This window comes from Streptomyces sp. NPDC093149 (assembly GCF_044754145.1).
GTDB lineage: Bacteria > Actinomycetota > Actinomycetes > Streptomycetales > Streptomycetaceae > Streptomyces.
In genome coordinates, this window is sequence record NZ_JBIVON010000004.1 from 524020 (window position 1) to 541955 (window position 17936).

A 17936-nucleotide genomic window follows, 5' to 3' on the forward strand; every position below is an offset into this window, starting at 1 on the left:
TGACCTTACGGTGTTCCGTGGGGTCAGACTTCCGGCCTCAGCATCGGCGGGTTGAGGACCGTGGCCGCTCCGGCACGGAAGAGCTGGGCAGGACGGCCGCCCTGTCGCGTGGTCGTCCCACCCGCGGGCACCAGGAATCCGGGGGTTCCTGTCACCTTGCGGTGAAAGTTCCGCGGGTCGAGGACCACGCCCCATACCGCCTCGTACACCCTCCGAAGCTCACCGACCGTGAACGCCGGCGGGCAGAAAGCGGTGGCCAGAGAGGAGTACTCGATCTTGGAACGCGCCCGTTCGACACCGTCGGCAAGAATCTGCGCGTGGTCGAAGGCCAGCGGAGCCTGATTTTCGCCCTCATGGCCTACCCCGCCCTCCGGGCCGAGCAGATCCCCCACTGGCGCCCAACGCGCACTGTTCGCATCGCCGCCCGCCCGCGGGGCCGGCAGATCGGGGGCCAGAGCGAGGTGAGCGACGCTCACCACCCTCATCCGGGGGTCGCGCCCGGGGTCGCCGTAGGTGGCCAGCTGTTCCAGATGCGCGCCATTGCCCACGGCCGGCGCGGCCGGATCCTGGGCACACAGCCCGGTCTCCTCGACGAGTTCACGCGCTGCCGCGGCCCCGAGATCCTCATCGGCTTTGACGAACCCGCCGGGCAGTGCCCATCGCCCCTGGAAGGGCGGCTCACCGCGGCGAACCACCAGCGCACAGAGCGCATGGCGGCGCACCGTGAGCACAACCAGGTCGACGGTGACAGCGAAGGGCGGGAAGGTCGACGGGTCGTAGGGCGGCATGCGGTGATCATAGTCGTCTGCCTGACGATAAACACTCCCTTCGCCGTGCTCTTCGGCCCGACTGTTTTCGCCGTGCTCGTCGCGCCGCTCGGCGCCGTACTCGTCGTCCGTCAAAGGGCCGGATTCCTTGTCGGGGCCCGACGGCGTTGCCCGGAAGCATCCGGAGGGCAGAGCCCCGGCCCGAGCGCCGCTGCGACGCGGGGCGGGACGTTCGGCACCCCCGGCAGGCCACCGGCCGGGAATCCCTGGACGCCGACCAGCGGCCCTGGAGATCACCGAGTCCATGCACCCCGTGGACCCCTCCTGAGCCGTCCCCCACGGTGCGGGGAACGCACGTCGGCCTTGCAAGAGCCGGCACCGGTTCCACCTCGACGGTTCGTACGTGCCGTCACGCCGACGCCGTACGGGGCACCGGCCGTCCACGCCGGGTTCCGGAACGGTACCGGGGCCTGCGCTGCGGTCTCCGGCTGTGGACCCTCGGCAACGGCAGGCCCCGGCGCCGTCCGGCACTTCGCGCGCAGGGCGGGAAGGGGGCGGCAGTGATCCTCGACCGCCGCTCCGGGATCCCTGGATGCCTCAGCAAGAGAAGCTGCTGGGTGAGGCCCGAGCGGGCCGGAAAGTGCTTGCGGCAGGATCTTGCAACCGTCGCTCCCCGCGCGGTTCCGATCAGGGGGTTCTCCCTGTCGGAACGCCGATCAGACGTGTCGCGGAGCGGAGAGGCACGGGGATCAACGACCGTCCCTGGATCCGCGGCGGCCGGGAGAGGCCTGCCCGGACCGCCGTCGGGCAGCAGTTGTGCCGGGTCGGGCGGAGCCGGTTGGAGTCTTCCTCGGTCGCGTGGCGGTCCGACGTACTGTGCGAGGCCGTGTGCTCCGGTCCGTGCGTTGGACTCGCCGGATCGTCCGGGCGCGGCGTTCCCCTCGGAGACAACGGCGAAGCGTCTCCGGATCGAGCCCTTGGTTGCACGCCTCGTGGAGAAGTTGAGCAAAGGTGTACCCGGGGTCCACACGCAGGGCGAGCCCCAGCGCGACCCGTGCTCCCGGCTCGTCCCCCGTCGACCAGGAGACCCACCCTGCCAAGGTCAGCGGCGCCGCGGCGTGTTCCTCGTACGGTGCGACGCAACGACGGGACAGCGCCTGCCAGAGCCGCAACGCGGAGCCTGCCTCCGGCCCTTCCATCCATTCGGCGGCCCTGTCGCGGGTGTCCCGGTCCTGCAGCCCGAGAATCACCGTGGCGGCCTCGTCGTGACTGATCAACCGGTCGTCGTCGAAGTCCGATGCGGATGGCACCGCGACCGGCGCCTCGCTGAGCCGTTTCATGAGCCTCCGGGCAAGCCCCAGGGTCTCCCGGGCCACGTCCTTGCGTCCCACCTCGTCCAAGATCTTCGGCACCAGCTCGGCCCCGGCCGAGTCGAGAGCCCGTTGCTGCTCCGCAGCGGCCGGGGTGCGCAGAGGCATGAGCCTGGCTTCCATCTCCCGCAGCGTTCCGCGCACTTGAATACCCGCGTATGCGGCGGCGGCCGCCATCACCGAGGTGCCGGGCAAGGCCAATGGGTTCCCTTCGGTCGGGCAGCAGCGCTCATCCGGGCAGCAGTACGACCAGTACCGGCCGTCCGAGATGCAGAGTGCTTCGAGAACGGGCACGTCGAGCGCGCCGCACGCCGTACGCAGGCGCTGGGCAAGGGGCCGGAGCCGCTCCATGGTCTGACTGCTGCTCTCGCCTTCGGCAGGGTCCTGGCAGAGAAAGATGACGATCGCGTCAGGACGCCGTCCTCGCCGCTCGCTCCCCTTGATCAGGCACTCGGCGAGCTGCTCGGCGACGGGCGACCATTCCTGCGGTGACTGCGGGATGCCGAGCCTGAGCCGCCCGCCGAAACGACCCCGGCCACCGTGCAGGGCAACCATGACCACGCTGTCGTTCGGGTGGAACCCCATGAGGTACGGGAGGGCGTCGGCGAGCTCGGCAGGGCCCCGCAGGGTGATCTGCTGCTCGTCGACCGGACCGTTGGTTTCGTCGTGCTGGTTCATGACATGACCGTCCCGCGGGCGGCCTATTTCCGCGACCCCTGTGGATAAAGTTGTCCACAGGGGTCGCGAGGTCGTTGGCGGTTTGTCGTAGCCGTCGGGTTGCATGGGGGCACACCGTCCGGGCCGAGGAGGCGGGGCAGGGTGCCGTGCTCCGTGTTGGCGCCGCGCAGGGGTGTGCCCGGCGGCGGCATCGGCTTCGGTGATGGGCGCCGCCAGGCATCTCACCAGGATGGCAGGCCGCACTGACATCGCGGTCGGCTACCGGTACGGGAGCACCGGATGCGGTGGTGCGGGTTCCGGTCCGGCGGCAGGGGCTGGGGGAAGTTCCGCTCGGTGAGGGATCGTCGGCGCGTCTTTTCGCTGAGCGCGGAGGAGCCCGTACCGAGTGCCTTCGCCGCCCTGGGACCGAACAGCTTGGGTGGTGTGGGTGATCTGCGGCAGTCCGTCTCCGGAAGTGCGACGTCCAGGTCTCAAGGAAGCCCGTCAACGTGTTTCCGGCGTCCCCGTAGCGACTGTGGTGTGCGGGCCGACGGGGCGGGCTCGGGCGAGGAGCAGGGCGACATCGTCAGGCTCGTCACGGCGACGCAGGGCGTCCAACAGGTGGTCGCAGGTTTCCTCCGGCCGACGCGGCGATCTCGCGAGGAGCCGCAGGAGGGCGGCCAGTCGCGTGTCGAGTGCGTGGCTGCGGGTTTCGATCAGTCCGTCGGTGTAGAGCAGCAACGCGTCGCCGGGCTCGATCCGCAACCGGCTGGTCTCGAAGGGGACGCTCCCCACGCCGAGGGGCGCTCCGGTGGGGAGGTCGAGGAAGCGCGGGGCACCGACGGCGGGGATCAGGACCGGCGGCAGGTGACCGGCGGTGGCGATGCTGCAGCAGGCGCGGGACGCGTCGTACACGGCGTATGTGCAGGTGGCGAACCGTTGCTCCAGGTCGCCGGTGATGCGGTCGAGGTGGCGCAGGACCGCGGCGGGGTCCAGGTCGAGCGCGGCCAGAGTACGGGTAGCGGTGCGCAACTGCCCCATGGTGGCGGCGGCGCCGGTGCCGCTGCCCATGACGTCGCCGATGACCAGGGCGGTCTTGTCGCCGGACAACGCGATGACGTCGTACCAGTCGCCGCCTATTCCGCAGATGGTCGAGGCGGGCTGGTAGCGGCAGGCGATGTCCAGTCCCGGCCGGTACGGCGGTTTCTGGGGCAGGAGGCTGCGCTGGAGGTTCTCGGCGGCCTGACGCTGGTTCTGGTACCAGCGGGCGTGGTCGATGCTGACGGCGGCGCGGGAGGCCAGTTCCAGGGCCAGGGTGGTGTCGTCCTCGCCGAAGGGAAGCGGATTGCGGGCGCGGGCGAGGCCCAGCGCGCCGAGCACGCGGCCGCGGGCGATGAGCGGGACGGCGAGGCAGGAGTGCGCCCCGGCCTCGGTGAGGACGGCGGCGGCATGGGAGGGGGCGATGCGAGCGAGTTCCTGGGCTGTGACGTGGGCAGCGAGGACCGGGCGGCCGGTGGTGATGCAGCGGGTGATCAGGTGGTCGGGCTCGTACCGGGCGGGATGTCCGGAGGGCACAAAGACGGCCGGGGCGGGGTGGGCGGCGACGGCCAGGGTGCGGAGGGCGACCGGGCCATCGGGCGCCCGGTCGCTGTCGCCGCCCTGGAGCACGGCCTCCAAGAGGTCGACCGCGGCGAGGTCTGCCGGTTCGGGCACACAGGTGCGGGCGAGTTCGTCGGCGGTGGTGTCCAGGTCCAGAGTGGTGCCGATGCGTGTCGAGGCGTCTGCGATCAGGGCAAGGCGCCGCCGCGCCGCGGCTGCCTCGGAGGACGCGCGGTGCTGTTCGGTGACGTCCACGAGTTCCAGGGCGAGTCCGAGCACCTGCCCGGCGCTGTCCTCAAGCCGGTAGTAGGAGGCCGACCAGGCATGCACGCGGCCCGGGTCGGAGGGGGTGGGGGCGAGCGCGAACTGGTTGACCAGCGGGTCTCCGCTGTCCAGTACGCGTCGCATCGCGGTCTCGACCGGGCCGGCGTCCATGAAGTCCAGCACCTCACGCACGGGGCGGCCGACCTGCCGGTCGGCCGGTCGGCCGTTGATGCGCTCCAGCGTGGGATTGACCACCAGGTACCGCAGATCGGGATCCAGGATCCCGAGCCCTGTCGGAGACTGCGAGACCAGTCGGGCGGAGAGCGCAAGGTCGCGCTCCATACGCTGGAGAACGGCCTGATCCGTGGCGATCCCCAGCGCGTAGAAAACCCCGTGCTCGCCCTCCAGCCGCACGTTCCGGAACTCCACCAGGCGGGTACTGCCGTCCTTGTGCCGGACGGGAAAGGCCCCCGCCCAACTCGTACCCTCTGCCATCACCTTGGAGAACAGCTCGGTGACCAGACCCAGGTGCTGCTCGTCGGCCATCAGCCGGGCCGCGGACCGTCCCAGGGCCTCCCGGGCGCTGTAGCCGAAGATCTGCTGTGCCTGTGGGCTCCAGAACACCACGCGCCCCCGTGCGTCCAGCACCACCGCCGAAACACCGAGCAGATCGATCAGGCCGCCGGACGGAGCCCCGGGCGCGCGCCCGGCACCTCTCACGAAGGGTTCGGCAGACCCCACCGGTCGCCACCTCGCTCCCCGCCGTGTCACCGGCCGATCACCACCATGGTCTCTCACCCCGGCCCCGTCGGCAGCACAGCCGCGGATCGCCCAGCGACAGACGACACCCCGGCGCTCAGCCGCACAATGCCGTTTTCATGGAGAGAGGTCACCACTTAGACCGACCGGCAAATGGGGGGCGGCGTCGCGGGGCTGGGCACGCACATCCGCGGCGTTGTCGTCGGTCAACAATGCTCCGCGTTGCCTCCCTCCTCCGCCTTGCAGACGCACGCACCCGGCCCCGCTCCTTCTTCCACCCCCCATGTGCCGGTCGGTCTTATGGATCAAGCGTTCTCCAGACTCCTCGGATGGCCGGCGATCTTCTCCGTCTCACCGTCCTGGGGTCTGCGAGGCCCTATGCGAGCGTGGACAACCCGTGCTCCGGCTATCTGGTGTCCAGCGGCGACACCCGGGTCTGGGTGGATGCGGGCAGCGGGACGCTGGCGCAAGAGCCCAGGCCCGCCTCCCGAGCGTCGGCCCGGACCACTGCCGCCGATGTCGGGGCCTTGCGGCCGGTCCAGGCACCGTCACCGGCGTTCGGGCCGCACCGGGGCCGGCACTGGCGTGCGGGGGACAGGCTTCGTGTCCGCGCCGGGCCGACGGGATCCGGCACCGGGTGCTGTGATTGCGGTGGCAAGTTCACGGAGGCGGTCGCAGACCCCGCCCGCTGATGCGGGGCGCTTGTCGGGATCCTCGGCAGTCGGATCCTCGGCATGGGGGCCGGGACGAGGTCCTCATGAGCGGCGGGGACGCCGGGCCGGGGCCGTGCTTCGGCGTCGTCACCCCCGAACTCGCCACGCCGAGCCGTGGTTCGTCGGGCATGGGCACGGGACGACTCAGCCCGCCGCGGCGAGGACCAACGGAAGGACTTGTTCGCTGCCTGCCCGGCGCAGCAGGCGGGCAGCGACTGCGAGGGTCCAGCCGGACTCGGTGGAGTCGTCCACGAGCAGGACGGGCCCCGGAGAACTCGCCAGGGCATCGGCCAGCTCCTCGGAGACAGTGAAGCTGCCGGACAACGCCCGGAGGCGTTGGGCGGAGTTGCTGCGGCGTGCCGCGTGCGCGCCGCTCGGGCCGGTGTACGTCAGGGTGCCCAGAAAGGGGAGGCGGCCGGTGGTCGCGATTCCCTGGGCGAGGGAGCCCACCAACCGGGGTCGGGTCAGGGACGGTACGGCGACCACTCCCACCGGCCGGGCCGAGGCGTCCGCGACGCCAGGTGCCCAACCGCCCGGGGAGCGTGCCCAGTCGGCGAGGACCGCCACCGCGGCCCGCAGAACGTCGTCGGGGACCGGACCGTCGGGCGTGTTCTCCGCCAGCAGCGGACGCAGTCGATTGCCCCAGCCGATGTCCGAGAGCCGTCCGAGGGCACGCCCGGTGGAACACTGCTCCTTGGCCGGAATGCGCCCCTTGAGGTCGATGCCCAGTGCGGGCATCCCCGTCGGCCACATCCGGCGCGGCTCGACCTCCACCCCCGGGCGGTCCAGTTCCTTCGTCGCCCCCGTCAACGTCTCCGCCGAGACAGCGGGATCGGCCCAGGCTCCCGCGCAGTTGTCGCAACGACCGCACGGGGCGGCGCCCTCGTCGTCCAGCTGCCGGCGCAGGAACTCCATCCGGCACTGGGACGTGCTCGCGTAATCGCGCATGGCCTGCTGCTCGGCAGCCCGCTGCCGAGCCACCCACGCGTAACGTTCGGCCTCGTACACCCACTCGGTTCCCGTGGCGGTCCAACCGCCCTTCACCCGCTTGACCGCGCCATCGACATCGAGCACCTTCAGCATCGACTCCAGTCGGCTGCGCCGAAGATCCACCGCCGCCTCCAGGGCAGGCACCGACAGCGGCCGTCCCGCACCGGCGAGGGCCGAGAGGGTCTGACGGACCTGCGCCTCGGGCGGGAAGGCCGTATCGGCGAAGTAGCGCCAGATGGCCTCGTCCTCCTTGCCCGGCAGCAGCAGGACATCGGCATGCTCGACACCGCGGCCGGCGCGGCCCACCTGCTGGTAGTAGGCGATCGGCGAGGACGGCGAACCCAGATGCACCACGAAACCCAGGTCCGGCTTGTCGTAGCCCATACCCAGCGCCGACGTCGCGACCAGCGCCTTCACCCGGTTCTCCTGCAGGTCGACCTCGGCCTGCAGCCGGTCCGCGTTCTCCGTCTTCCCCGTGTACGAGGCCACGCGGAAGCCGCGCTGACGCAGAAAGGCGGTGGCCTCCTCGGCCGCGGCGACAGTGAGGGTGTAGATGATCCCGGAACCCTGCAGATCGTCCAGGTGCTCGGCGAGCCAGGCCAGGCGGTGCGCGGCGTCCGGCAACTGGACCACACCCAGCCGCAGACTCTCCCTGTCCAGCCGGCCGCGCAGCACCAGGGCCTCGCCGGCACCGGTACCCAGCTGCTCGGCCACATCCGCGGTGACCCGCGCGTTGGCGGTCGCCGTGGTGGCCAGCACCGGCACCCCGGCGGGCAGCTCGGTCAGCATCGCCCGCAGCCGCCGGTAGTCGGGGCGGAAGTCGTGGCCCCAGTCGGAGATGCAGTGTGCCTCGTCGACCACGAGCAGACCGGTCGTGGCCGCGAGCTCGGGCAGCACCTGATCGCGGAAATCCACAGAATTGAGGCGCTCCGGGCTCACGAGGAGAACGTCGGTCTCACCGCGCTCGACCTCCCCGTAGATCGTCTCCCATTCCTCCGGGTTGGCCGAGTTGATGGTGCGCGCGTGGATGCCGGCCCGCGCCGCCGACTCGACCTGGTTGCGCATCAGCGCCAGCAGCGGCGAGATGATCACCGTCGGGCCGGCGCCACGCCGACGCAGCAGAGCAGTGGCCACGAAGTACACCGCCGACTTGCCCCAACCCGTGCGTTGCACCACCAGCGCACGACGGCGCTGCTCCACCAGAGCCGCCACCGCCTGCCACTGGTCCTCCCGGAGCCGTGCCGAACCGCTCGGGTCACCGACGAGCTCAGCGAGAACGGTATCGGCTTCGGTGCGGAGCTCCAGATTGTCCATGCCCCCATGCAACCCGATGGCAAGGACAATCGACCAATTCACCCCGCGTGACAATCGGATCACCAACGGTGTCGGCCATGCATCGATCGCGGACCTCAGGCCGGGGCGCTCGACCACACCCCTCACCGATGGTTGCGTCCCTGCAGGTCAGGACGCCAGTTCCACCTGGAGCCCGGCGCCTTCCGGTTCGGCGGCCGAGCGGCTCGACGAACCCGATTCCCGGGGCCGGTTCCCGCCCCGGCCTGCCGCGGCGACCGGGGCTGCGGCTGTTGCACCGCCGCGGCGTCGGCGGTGTTTCCGCTGGTACCGGCCGTTCGGACGTGACGGAAGGCGTTACCCGGGCACGGCGTGGGCAGGGATATCAGAGTCATTTCCCCTGATACCCGTCAGCCGTGCCAATTGCTCGTTGCCGCCCGCCGATACGCCAGGAAGAATTGGGCTCGCTCCCCGCACGGTCCTTTCGCGGCCCGGAAGGGCTGTGCCGCGGCGCGCCCCCACTCGACCTTGCCCGCACCGTGGGCGCGTATGCGAAGGGAGGACCGTGACCTTCGGATTCGCTCCGTCCGCAGACACTTCGATGCCGATGTCTTCGGCGTCCACCGAATCCACCAACCGCCTGGCCCGGATGCTGGAACCGGCCGAGTGGGCAGAGGCGGGCATACCCCTGTTGCGCAGCCCGCGCGAGGTTGTCAGCGGGCTGCACGCCCGCCACCGGCCGACACCGACAACCGCTGTCGTCGCCGTACTCGACCACGAGGAACGCCTCGCGGCCAGCGCCTCGTTCGCGCGCCGCTCCATGACCGCGGACGGCTGGGAGTTCCGCAACGCGTTGCTGTCGAATCTGCGCCGGGTCATCCCGCACGACCTCCGCCGCCGCACTCCCGTCCGTACCGCGGTACTGCTCTACTGCCGTGAGGGCGACGAGCGTTGGACGGAGGAGGACGGCGCGTGGATGTGGGGCCTGCGGGACGCCTGCACATTGCACGGCCTGCGGTGCGGCTCGTACATCACACTCACCCGCGGCGGCTGGCAGGTGCTGGGCGAGGGCCGGGGCGGACGCCGGCCCGACTCCGCATCGCAGCCGTCCGCGCTCGCCGACACGACGCTCGGCCGCGATTCCGTGCCACTGCGCACAGGCGGCGGCGCCGCTCAGGCGCAACGGCGGACCGCGGCACGCTGACGCGTGGTCGCGGGCCCGGCCGCCCCATCGGGCAGCCGGGTCACCACACTTCGGGGTGTCCTGCGGCTCAGACGCCGGCGCCGAGCACCGCGTTGATCGTCTGAGGATCCCCGCAGACGATCAACAGGGCTCCGGCACGTTCACGGGCACCGGACAGCGCGTCGGCGACCGTGTCGCCGCCGTTGACGGCGACGACGACCACGGGCCGCGGCTCGAGCCGGTCCGAGGCCACGGCACCGGCACCGGCGAAGAAGACGTCGTCGCCCGCTTCGTGCTGCGCCCAGTAGGCGGCGTCGCCGAAGGAGAGTTCGTGCACGGCCCACGGGTGCTGCTCACCGGTGGTCAGCACCAGGATGTCGCCCGGTGCGCGCCCGGATTCGAGCAGCAGATCCACCGCTTCGTCGGCGGCGTCGAGAGCGCCGGCGGCCGAGGCGGGAATGAGCTGGATCTGCGGCGCGGAACGATTCTCCGGCCGGGCCGGCTTGGACTGACCGGGGGTGGGGTGCGGGCGCTGCGCCGGGGGCGCGGGCCGCGCGGGGCCGGGACCCGGACGACCGGGGCGCGGCGTGGCCGCTGAACGCGGGCCGGGTACGGGACGGGGGGTCGGCGCGGTGCGGCCTGCGGCCGGAGTGACGCGGGGACCCTGGGCGCTCTCGTGAATCTGAGGCTCCTCGGGGATGAGAGGCATGGGTGGTTGTCTATCAAACGCCGACGCACGAGGCATCAGCGGGTGGGTACATGTGCGCGATCAGAAATCGAAGCCGAGTTGGCCCCCGCTTTCCAGTGCGGCCGCCTCGGCGGAGAAACGGACCTTCTTGAGGTGCTGCCACCTGGGCAGCGCGTCCAGGTAGGACCACGAGAGACGGTGATGGGGCGTGGGCCCCCACTGCTCCAGCGCGGCCCTGTGCACAGGCGACGGGTAACCCGCGTTGGCGTCGAAGGCGAAGGCGGCGTACTCGCCGGATTCCGCGCCCAGTTCGGCCATCATCGTGTCCCGTCGCACCTTCGCGATCACCGAAGCCGCCGCGACCGCGATACAGGACTGGTCGCCCTTGATCACCGTGCGGACCTGCCAGGGCTGTCCCAGGTAGTCGTGTTTGCCGTCGAGTATCACCGCGTCGGGACGCACCGGCAGGGCTTCGAGTGCGCGCACGGCGGCCAGCCGAAGCGCAGCCGTCATGCCCAGGTCGTCGATCTCCTGCGCAGAGGCGTCCCCCAGAGCGAACGCGGTGACCCAGCGCTCCAGCAACGGGGCCAGCTCCGCGCGGCGCCTGGGGCTGATCAGCTTGGAGTCGGTGAGTCCGGCAGGGGGTCTGCGAAGGCCGGTGACGGCCGCACACACGGTGACCGGTCCCGCCCACGCTCCGCGTCCGACCTCGTCGACACCGGCGACGGTCTTGGCACCAGTGGTAGCGCGCAGTGAGCGCTCGACGGTGTGCGTGGGTGGTTCGTACGGCATGGCGCCTGTCAGCGTACGCCGATGGGAACGCCGACAACACCCCGGGTCGCCCGACGACCGGCCGGGCCGCGCACGGAGTCGCAGAACGGATTGCAACAAGATCGTGGACCGCAGCATTCCGTTTCATGGAGGGCCACATGCCCGAAGCCTGAGAGCCATGTGTCCGAAGCGCCGCGCATACGGGACGGTGATCACGAATGCGTGTGCCGACGCCCCGAGGAGGCGGCCAGGATCACCGGCCGAACACGTTCAGCATGCCGGATTCGTGAATCACGGAACGCGGCGCATGCGGGCCGCCGCACACACGCGGCAGCACCTCTCCCGTTCCGCTCGCGTCAGTACGGGTCGTAGGGGTCGTACGGATCGCCTTCGTCAGCACCGAAGCCGCCGCCCGTGCGCGACGCACGGCACACCCGCGCGAGATCGCCCGAACCCCGTTCTCCCAGGATGTCGCGGGCCCGTGCCTCGGACCAACTCGTGGCATACCAAGGGGTGTCGGACGATCGCAGCGACCGATCGATCTCCATGAGGGCGCATGAGCGCAGTGGCTCCGGCAGTGTGTCCAGGGCAGGCACGGCGTCGGCCGAGAGGCGCTGTACGTAGTCGATGTCGATGGAGCGGTCATTGCGGTACCGCTGGACGTTCTGTTCGGCGATCAGGCCGTCGGGCGAGATCAGGCCGAACGTCAGCACGGCGACGGCCGCGCTCGCGGCGACGGCGCGCGGCAGGAGTCGGGCACCGAACACGCCGGCGATCATGATCAGGACGAGCACCACGCCCAGCCAGAGTTCGACCGCGGCCACGGATATGCGCAGCCGTGTCAGGCCGTACGCCTCCACGTACAGGTCCATGCGCCTCAGCGCGGAGGCCACGACGACAAGGGTGAGCAGACACAGCACGCCGAGCACGCTCCGTACGAGAGTGCGGTCACTCCCCCGCCCTCGGGGAGCCAGACGCAGGGCGAGCGCGATCACCAACAGCGTGAGGAGCGTGGCCCACAGCAGTTGCCAGAACCCTTGCCGAGCGTATTGGGAGTAGCTGAGGTCGGTCTCGGCCATCACCTTGTCGTATCCGCCGAGCAGCACGGTGAGCTGGATGGTGATGAAGGCGGCGAACAACAGATTCAGCACAATGAGCGGCAGTGCCCATTCCAACCGCCCGCGGGCCCTCCCCGGACGAACGGTGATGGCGTCCCAGCGCACCGGTGCGGCCGCCGTGTACGCGGCGGCGAGTGCGCCGACCAGGCCGACCACGAAGAGGAACGACCGCCAGGGGCTGTCGCCCACCGACACATCGGGGACGAGGTTGCCGAGCACATCGGCGAAGGCGGCATCGGCACTCGCGAAGAGCGCCCCGAACACGATGAGCAGGACGACAGCGACCGCGGTGGTGCGGAAGACGACGCCCCACCGGCCTCGGGAGTCCGCCATCCGTTCGCGCACGCCGCGCGCTCCCCAGGCCACACCCTTGGTGACGGAACCGAAGAGGCCCAGTGAGCCGAGCAGCACCCCGAGCCAGCCACGACTGCCGTGCAGAGCGAGCGAGCCCAGGGCGACAGCCGACACGACGGCGAGGAAGGTGGGCCATCCGGCGTCCCGAAGGGCCGGGACGACGAGGAGAGCCAGGCCACCGACCGCCCAGACAGCTGTCCAGGGACGGAGGCGGCGACCGGCCGCCCGCGCGGCGAAGAAGGCCGCGAGCGCGGCGGGAACCGCGACGATCAACAGGTTCGGACCGAGGCCCTCACCCAGCAGCAGGGCGCCCAGTATCGCGGTGGCGAGGACGCAGCAGAGCGTCGCACTCCCGATGGTGGTGGGTTCGGCCGGGCGCAGCCGCGACAGCACCGAGGGCTGGGGGTTGCCGTGCTGCCAAGGGGTGGGGGGTGGCTGTTGTCCGCCCGGTCGTACGCCGGCCGGCACCTTCTGCGGTTGCGGGGCGGCGCCGCGGGACTCCGGCAGCCGCCCCTCCGACGGCATGGACGACGCAGCGGACGGAGCGGACGCGGCCGGCCCTGACGTCGCGGGCCGCTCCGACGGCTCGGCCCGCCCCGGCGGCTCGGGCCGCTCGGGGGCAGCCTCCGGCCGGGGCGTCTTTGATGGTTGATCGGACATGGGACCCCTCCCCCACCGGGATCCGCGCGCACCGCCGCTGGGCAGCACGGGAACACCCCGGCGTCTCATTCGGTGCACGCCCGCAAGGATGATCACCATGGGCGGCGTGGCCGAAAGAGTAGCTTCCCCTCACGGTCACCGGCCGTGCGCGGAAGGGCTGTGGCAGTACCGTGACAGTCGGAGGTCCGGCTGACGCACCATGACGACGACGCCGTCGTCGCCCTCGTCCTACCGCAGCAGCCAGTCCGGCAGTTCCTCCGTCTGCGCCGACCAGTGGGCAGGTGGCGCGCCCGCGCTTCCCGCCGCCAGGATCCCGCCGACGATGGCACAGGTGGTGTCGACATCGCCGCCTGCCTGGGCGGTCACCCAGAAGGCCTGCTCGAAATCGCCGAGGCTTCGCGCCGCCGACCAGAGGGCGAACGGGACGGTGTCGTGTGCGCTGGTACGCCTGCCGTTGCCGAGAACCGCGGCGACCGTTCCCGCGTCGCCGTAGTCGAGCATGTCGCGTGCCCGGCGCAGCCCGGCACCGACCGCGCTGCGCGGCACGAGCGCGATCACACCGTCGAGAAGCTCTGTCGGGGTGGGCGGTCCCGTGGTCGATGCCGCCAGTGAGGCCGCGCCCGCAACGGCCATCGCACCCACGACCGCCTCGCGGTGTTGGTGCGTGGTGTACGAAGAGATCTCGGCCTGGTGCGTGGCCTGCTCCGGGTCGTCCGCGTACCAGGCACCGAGCGGCGCGATGCGCATCGCCGAGCCGTTGCCCCAGGAGCCCTGCCCCTTGAACAGCGCGGACGCCAGCTCCCGCCAGTCGCCGCCCTCCCGTACCAGCCTGAGCAGCCGGTTCACGGCAGGGCCGTATCCGCGGTCGAAGTCGTGGTGCTCGGCGAAGGAACGCGCGAGCGCGTCCTGGTCGATCCGCTCGTGCTCCGCCAGCACGGCCAGCACGGAAGACGCCATCTCGGTGTCGTCCGTCCACTGCCAGGGGCCGGGGGGAAGTTCGCGCCGCTTCAGCAGCGGGTAGTTGGCCGGCACAAAGAACTGGGAACCCAGCGCGTCCCCCACAGCCAGCCCACGCAAGCTGGCCAAGGCGCGTTCGAGACGTTGATCGGTTGCAGAGTCAGCGGTTGTCATCGCCCTTCCACTCTATCCGGTGATGCCGTACGGCTCGGGTACGCGCCAGCGTTCGAACGGCCGGTCAAGGGTGTAGCGCCCGTCCTCCCCGAGGATCAGCGTTCTCGTCTCCCCGTTGCCCGGATTGGACAGCGACTCGAACTCGGCAACCGACCAGTGGAACCAGCGCATGCAGAACAACCGCATGGTCAGTCCGTGCGTGACCAGCAGCACGTTCGGCGGGTGGTCGGGGGCCTCGAAACTCCGGTGCAGACTCTCCAGGAAGGCGCCGACCCTGTCGTAGACATCAGCTCCGGATTCTCCCTGCGCGAAGCGGTAGAAGAAGTGACCGTAGGCGTCCCGGTACGCCTTCTGCAGCCTCACGTCGTCCCGGTCCTGCCAGTTCCCCCAGTCCTGCTCCCGCAGCCGCGGCTCCTCCCGCACCCGCACCCGTTCAAGGTCGAGGCCGAAGGATCTGAACGTCTCGTGCGTGCGGCGGTAGGGGGAGACGTACACGCTGACCCGCTCGCCGTCGAACATCTCGCGCAGCCGCACCCCCGTCTGCCTGGCCTGCCGCAGCCCGGCGGAGGTGAGCCTCAGCGCGTGGTCCGGCTCACGCTCGTACACCGTGTCGTCGACGTTGCCTTCGGACTCCCCGTGCCGGACGAGGACAATGCGTTGCGGTCGTGCCATGTACAGACCCTAGTAGGGCCTCTCGTTCCGGTCATACCGGGCTCGCGTGGGCCGGTGCCCCACCCCGCGGCGTTGTCGTCGGTCACCACGGCGCCTTCCCCCGGGCTCCCGGCTCCGTTCGGGCTGAGGAAGCCGCGTCCGGGCTCCCTCCTCCACCCCGCGGCACACGGCGCCGCTCGCCGATCCGGCCGATCCGGCCGGAAGGCCCCGGATCGACCCCGGCTCATTCGAGCAGTTGTCCGGACTCCGCCCGCCCGATGTCGCCGGTGAAGCGGCGGCGCAGCAGCCGGTCGTGGGGGACCACCACCGGCGCACCCCGCCAGAGGCCCGGCGCCTCCTCCATGGTCGGGGGACGCCACGATGAGGCGGGTGGTGCCGAGCCGTGCCTGCTCACCACCGGAGAGGCTGCCGAGCTTCCCGGCCCGGCCTGCCCCGGATCCGCCCCGGATCCGCCCCGGATCCGGTCCTGGACGGTGTGACCGATCCGGTCCGGTCACACCGTCCAGGACGGCTCCAGCTGCACAACGTCTCCCGCGACCGCGGCCACATCGTCCTCGGTCTGCGCCCGTTGCGTCAGCCGATCGATGCTCCCCGCCCGGTATTTGCCCCGCTCGGCGCTGGACTGCCACATGGACAACACGAGGAACTCGTGCCCCGGCGCCTCCCCGAACACCCCTCGCAGCATGCCGGGCGACCCGGCCATCGCCGGATTCCACACCCTCTCCTGCATCAGGGCGAAATGCTCGACCCGGTCCTCGTGCACCTTGCTGTGCGCCACCCTGACGACATCCGCGTCGGTGAAGCGCGGCTCGAAACCGGTCTTCACGTCGAAGCGGTACTCGAACAGCTTGACCTGGATGCTGCTGTACGTACCGGACTGCGCGGCGGCCAACTGGTCGTGCGCGCGTGCCATGAACGAGTCGTAGAAGACACGGTTCTCCCAGAAGGCGAAGACATGCGCCACTTCCGGACGCCCTCGACTCCAGCCGCCGCCCTGTCCCCTGAACCCCGGCTCACCCAGCAGCCCCGCCCACTTTCGCTGTCCCCGTTCAAATCCTCGACGGTCCACCACGGTGCAACGAATCCACTTGACCAGCACCGCGCCATCGTACGGTGCCGAACATGCCGCGGGTCACGCTCTGATGGAGTACACACGAACCGAACGGCACGAAGCACAGAATGATCTCCATGGCTTCGTTGCACTCCAACCCCCTGTTCGCCCGGCTCGATTCCGCGGAACGCGTCCTCGTCGCCGGGGCCGGCGGTGGCTTCGACATCTACGCGGGACTCCCTGTCGCGCTCTCCCTCCTCCACCAAGGCAAGCAGGTCCGACTCGCCAATCTCTCGTTCAGCGCTCTCGAAGGACTGCCCCTCGACGCCTGGCTCGCGCCGGATGTCGCGGTCATCACTCCCGAAACAGCCCTCCACCAGGCGTACTTCCCGGAGCGGACCCTCGCCCAGTGGCTCGAACTGCACGGCTACCCGAGCACGGTGCACGCCCTCGCGCGCGTGGGAGTACAGCCGCTGCGAGCCGCCTACCGGGCACTGATCGAGAAGTACGACATCGATGCGGTCGTCCTGGTCGACGGGGGCACGGACATCCTGATGCGCGGCGACGAATCCGGCCTCGGCACGCCGGAGGAGGACCTGACCAGCGTCGCGGCGCTCGCCGCAATCGACGTACCGGAACGCCTGGTTGTGTCCATCGGCTTCGGCATCGACGCCTATCACGGGGTGAGTCACGGCCTCGTACTGGAGAACATCGCAGCGCTCGAACGGGACGGTTCCTGCCTCGGAGCATTCTCCGTCTCCCGTACGACCCGTGAAGGGGCGCTGTTCGTCGACGCGGTGGCGCACGCGCAGCACCACACCCCCGACCACCCCAGTATCGTCAACGGGTCGATCGCCGCGGCCGTCCAGGGAGCCTTCGGAGACGTCCAGTTCACCTCGCGCACCCGTGGCAGTGAACTGTTCATCAATCCCCTGATGACTCTCTGCTTCGCCTTCGAGCTGGACGGAGTGGCCCGCCACTGCCTCTACCTCGACCGCATCGAGGACACCCATCTCATCCGTCAGGTCAGCAGCTCCATCGCGGAGTTCCGGGACGAGGTCCGACAGCGACCGCCGCGCCGCATTCCGCACTGACGCACTGACGCACTGACGCACTGAACGGGCTGAACGGGCTGAACGGAATGAACGCCAGTGGCCCGAATCCGTCGTCGATGACCGAGCCGGTTGGATCCACAGCCGATTACGGACATGATCAGGTGGTACGAACGGCCCGACGGCCCAGCGGCGCACCAGGGAGGGAAGTCCGATGAGCACGCCCAACAAGGACCTCGAAAAGGTCGAAGTCAGGCTGAAATGGGATCCCAGCCCGCCGGGTGCCCCGGCCCACGACCTCGACATCATCGCGGCCACCTACTTCGCGGAAGCGCCGTACGGCAGTCCCGCGTACCTCGTGCACTTCGACAGCCGTTCGCCGGACGGCACCATCAATCTCGACCGCGACAGCAGGACCGGCCAGGGCTTCGGTTTCGACGAGGTGATGACGCTCGAACTGCACCGGTTGTCGGCCACGTACACCCGGGTCGTCGTCGGCGTCGTCATTCAGCAGCGCGACGGCCGCAAGACGTTCGCCGAGATAGCGAACACGGGCGTACAGGTCCGGGAGGGCTATACGAATCTGGCCGAGGACGACTTCTCCTCGGTCGGCAGCGCCACCGCGGCGACCGTCGCCGAGTTCGTCCGCGGCGCCTCCGGTGTCTGGGAGTTCCACTCCACGGTCCGGGGCTTCGACGGGGACCCCGGTACCTTCGCCGAGATGATGGGCGGCCGTACACCCGGAGAGTGACGGGTCACGGGGAAGAGTCCGGGCCGCACGCTCGACGCACCGTCGACGCGTCGGACACCCGGCAGCCCGTACCCCCGCGACAGAGCACGACAGAGG

The 17936-nt window shown here is 70.5% G+C and carries 13 protein-coding genes and 1 pseudogene; 4 read left to right on the forward strand and 10 right to left on the reverse strand.

The window, feature by feature from the left end:
- Positions 1 to 23: 23 nt before the first annotated feature.
- The 3 genes from ACIQCZ_RS15940 to ACIQCZ_RS15950 form a co-directional block, all read right to left on the reverse strand.
- A complete protein-coding gene (locus ACIQCZ_RS15940) occupies positions 24 to 788 on the reverse strand; it encodes an NUDIX domain-containing protein (RefSeq protein WP_376272453.1) in 765 nt (254 codons plus the stop codon).
- Positions 789 to 1516: 728 nt separating this feature from the next.
- On the reverse strand, positions 1517 to 2815 hold the full coding sequence (locus tag ACIQCZ_RS15945; protein ID WP_402282761.1) for a DUF4192 domain-containing protein: 1299 nt from the start codon (positions 2813 to 2815) through the stop codon (positions 1517 to 1519).
- Between the two features lie 483 nt (positions 2816 to 3298).
- Positions 3299 to 5398: a SpoIIE family protein phosphatase gene (locus tag ACIQCZ_RS15950; RefSeq protein WP_402282763.1), complete on the reverse strand. Its 2100-nt coding sequence runs from the start codon at positions 5396 to 5398 to the stop codon at positions 3299 to 3301.
- 347 nt (positions 5399 to 5745) lie between these two features.
- On the opposite strand from ACIQCZ_RS15950, the pseudogene ACIQCZ_RS15955 reads away from it, so the two are divergent.
- Positions 5746 to 5883, forward strand: a pseudogene (locus tag ACIQCZ_RS15955) (MBL fold metallo-hydrolase); the annotation flags it as partial.
- A 390-nt stretch (positions 5884 to 6273) separates the two neighbouring features.
- Here the strand turns inward: ACIQCZ_RS15955 and ACIQCZ_RS15960 are convergent.
- Positions 6274 to 8433: a RecQ family ATP-dependent DNA helicase gene (locus tag ACIQCZ_RS15960; RefSeq protein WP_402282764.1), complete on the reverse strand. Its 2160-nt coding sequence runs from the start codon at positions 8431 to 8433 to the stop codon at positions 6274 to 6276.
- A 541-nt stretch (positions 8434 to 8974) separates the two neighbouring features.
- Here ACIQCZ_RS15960 and ACIQCZ_RS15965 point away from each other — a divergent pair.
- Entirely contained in the window at positions 8975 to 9613 is a 639-nt protein-coding gene (locus tag ACIQCZ_RS15965) for a hypothetical protein (protein WP_402282766.1), read from the forward strand.
- Between the two features lie 67 nt (positions 9614 to 9680).
- Here ACIQCZ_RS15965 and ACIQCZ_RS15970 read toward each other — a convergent pair whose 3' ends face one another.
- From ACIQCZ_RS15970 to ACIQCZ_RS15995, 6 genes are all read right to left on the reverse strand, one after another.
- Positions 9681 to 10301, reverse strand: coding sequence for a hypothetical protein (locus ACIQCZ_RS15970; protein WP_402282768.1), 621 nt, complete (start codon positions 10299 to 10301; stop codon positions 9681 to 9683).
- A gap of 60 nt (positions 10302 to 10361) precedes the next feature.
- Positions 10362 to 11072, reverse strand: coding sequence for a ribonuclease HII (locus ACIQCZ_RS15975; RefSeq protein WP_402282770.1), 711 nt, complete (start codon positions 11070 to 11072; stop codon positions 10362 to 10364).
- Positions 11073 to 11407: 335 nt separating this feature from the next.
- Positions 11408 to 13183 (reverse strand): DUF4153 domain-containing protein, encoded by a 1776-nt coding sequence (locus ACIQCZ_RS15980; protein WP_402282772.1) that lies wholly within the window; start codon positions 13181 to 13183, stop codon positions 11408 to 11410.
- A 228-nt stretch (positions 13184 to 13411) separates the two neighbouring features.
- Positions 13412 to 14314 carry an ADP-ribosylglycohydrolase family protein gene (locus ACIQCZ_RS15985; protein WP_376272412.1) on the reverse strand — a complete coding sequence of 301 codons (903 nt, stop codon included), beginning with the start codon at positions 14312 to 14314 and terminating at the stop codon, positions 13412 to 13414.
- A 12-nt stretch (positions 14315 to 14326) separates the two neighbouring features.
- A complete protein-coding gene (locus ACIQCZ_RS15990; RefSeq protein WP_351075142.1) occupies positions 14327 to 14986 on the reverse strand; it encodes a histidine phosphatase family protein in 660 nt (219 codons plus the stop codon).
- 493 nt (positions 14987 to 15479) lie between these two features.
- Positions 15480 to 16085 carry a YdbC family protein gene (locus ACIQCZ_RS15995; RefSeq protein ID WP_351075144.1) on the reverse strand — a complete coding sequence of 202 codons (606 nt, stop codon included), beginning with the start codon at positions 16083 to 16085 and terminating at the stop codon, positions 15480 to 15482.
- An 89-nt stretch (positions 16086 to 16174) separates the two neighbouring features.
- Between ACIQCZ_RS15995 and ACIQCZ_RS16000 the strand changes: the two genes are divergently transcribed.
- Together ACIQCZ_RS16000 and ACIQCZ_RS16005 are read left to right on the forward strand one after the other, a co-directional pair.
- The gene (locus tag ACIQCZ_RS16000) at positions 16175 to 17131 is read left to right on the forward strand and encodes a DUF1152 domain-containing protein (RefSeq protein WP_402282775.1); all 957 of its coding nucleotides are present in this window, start codon (positions 16175 to 16177) and stop codon (positions 17129 to 17131) included.
- Positions 17132 to 17303: 172 nt separating this feature from the next.
- Complete coding sequence (locus ACIQCZ_RS16005) at positions 17304 to 17840, forward strand: TerD family protein (RefSeq protein WP_402282777.1); 537 nt, start codon at positions 17304 to 17306, stop codon at positions 17838 to 17840.
- The last annotated feature ends 96 nt before the right edge of the window (positions 17841 to 17936 follow it).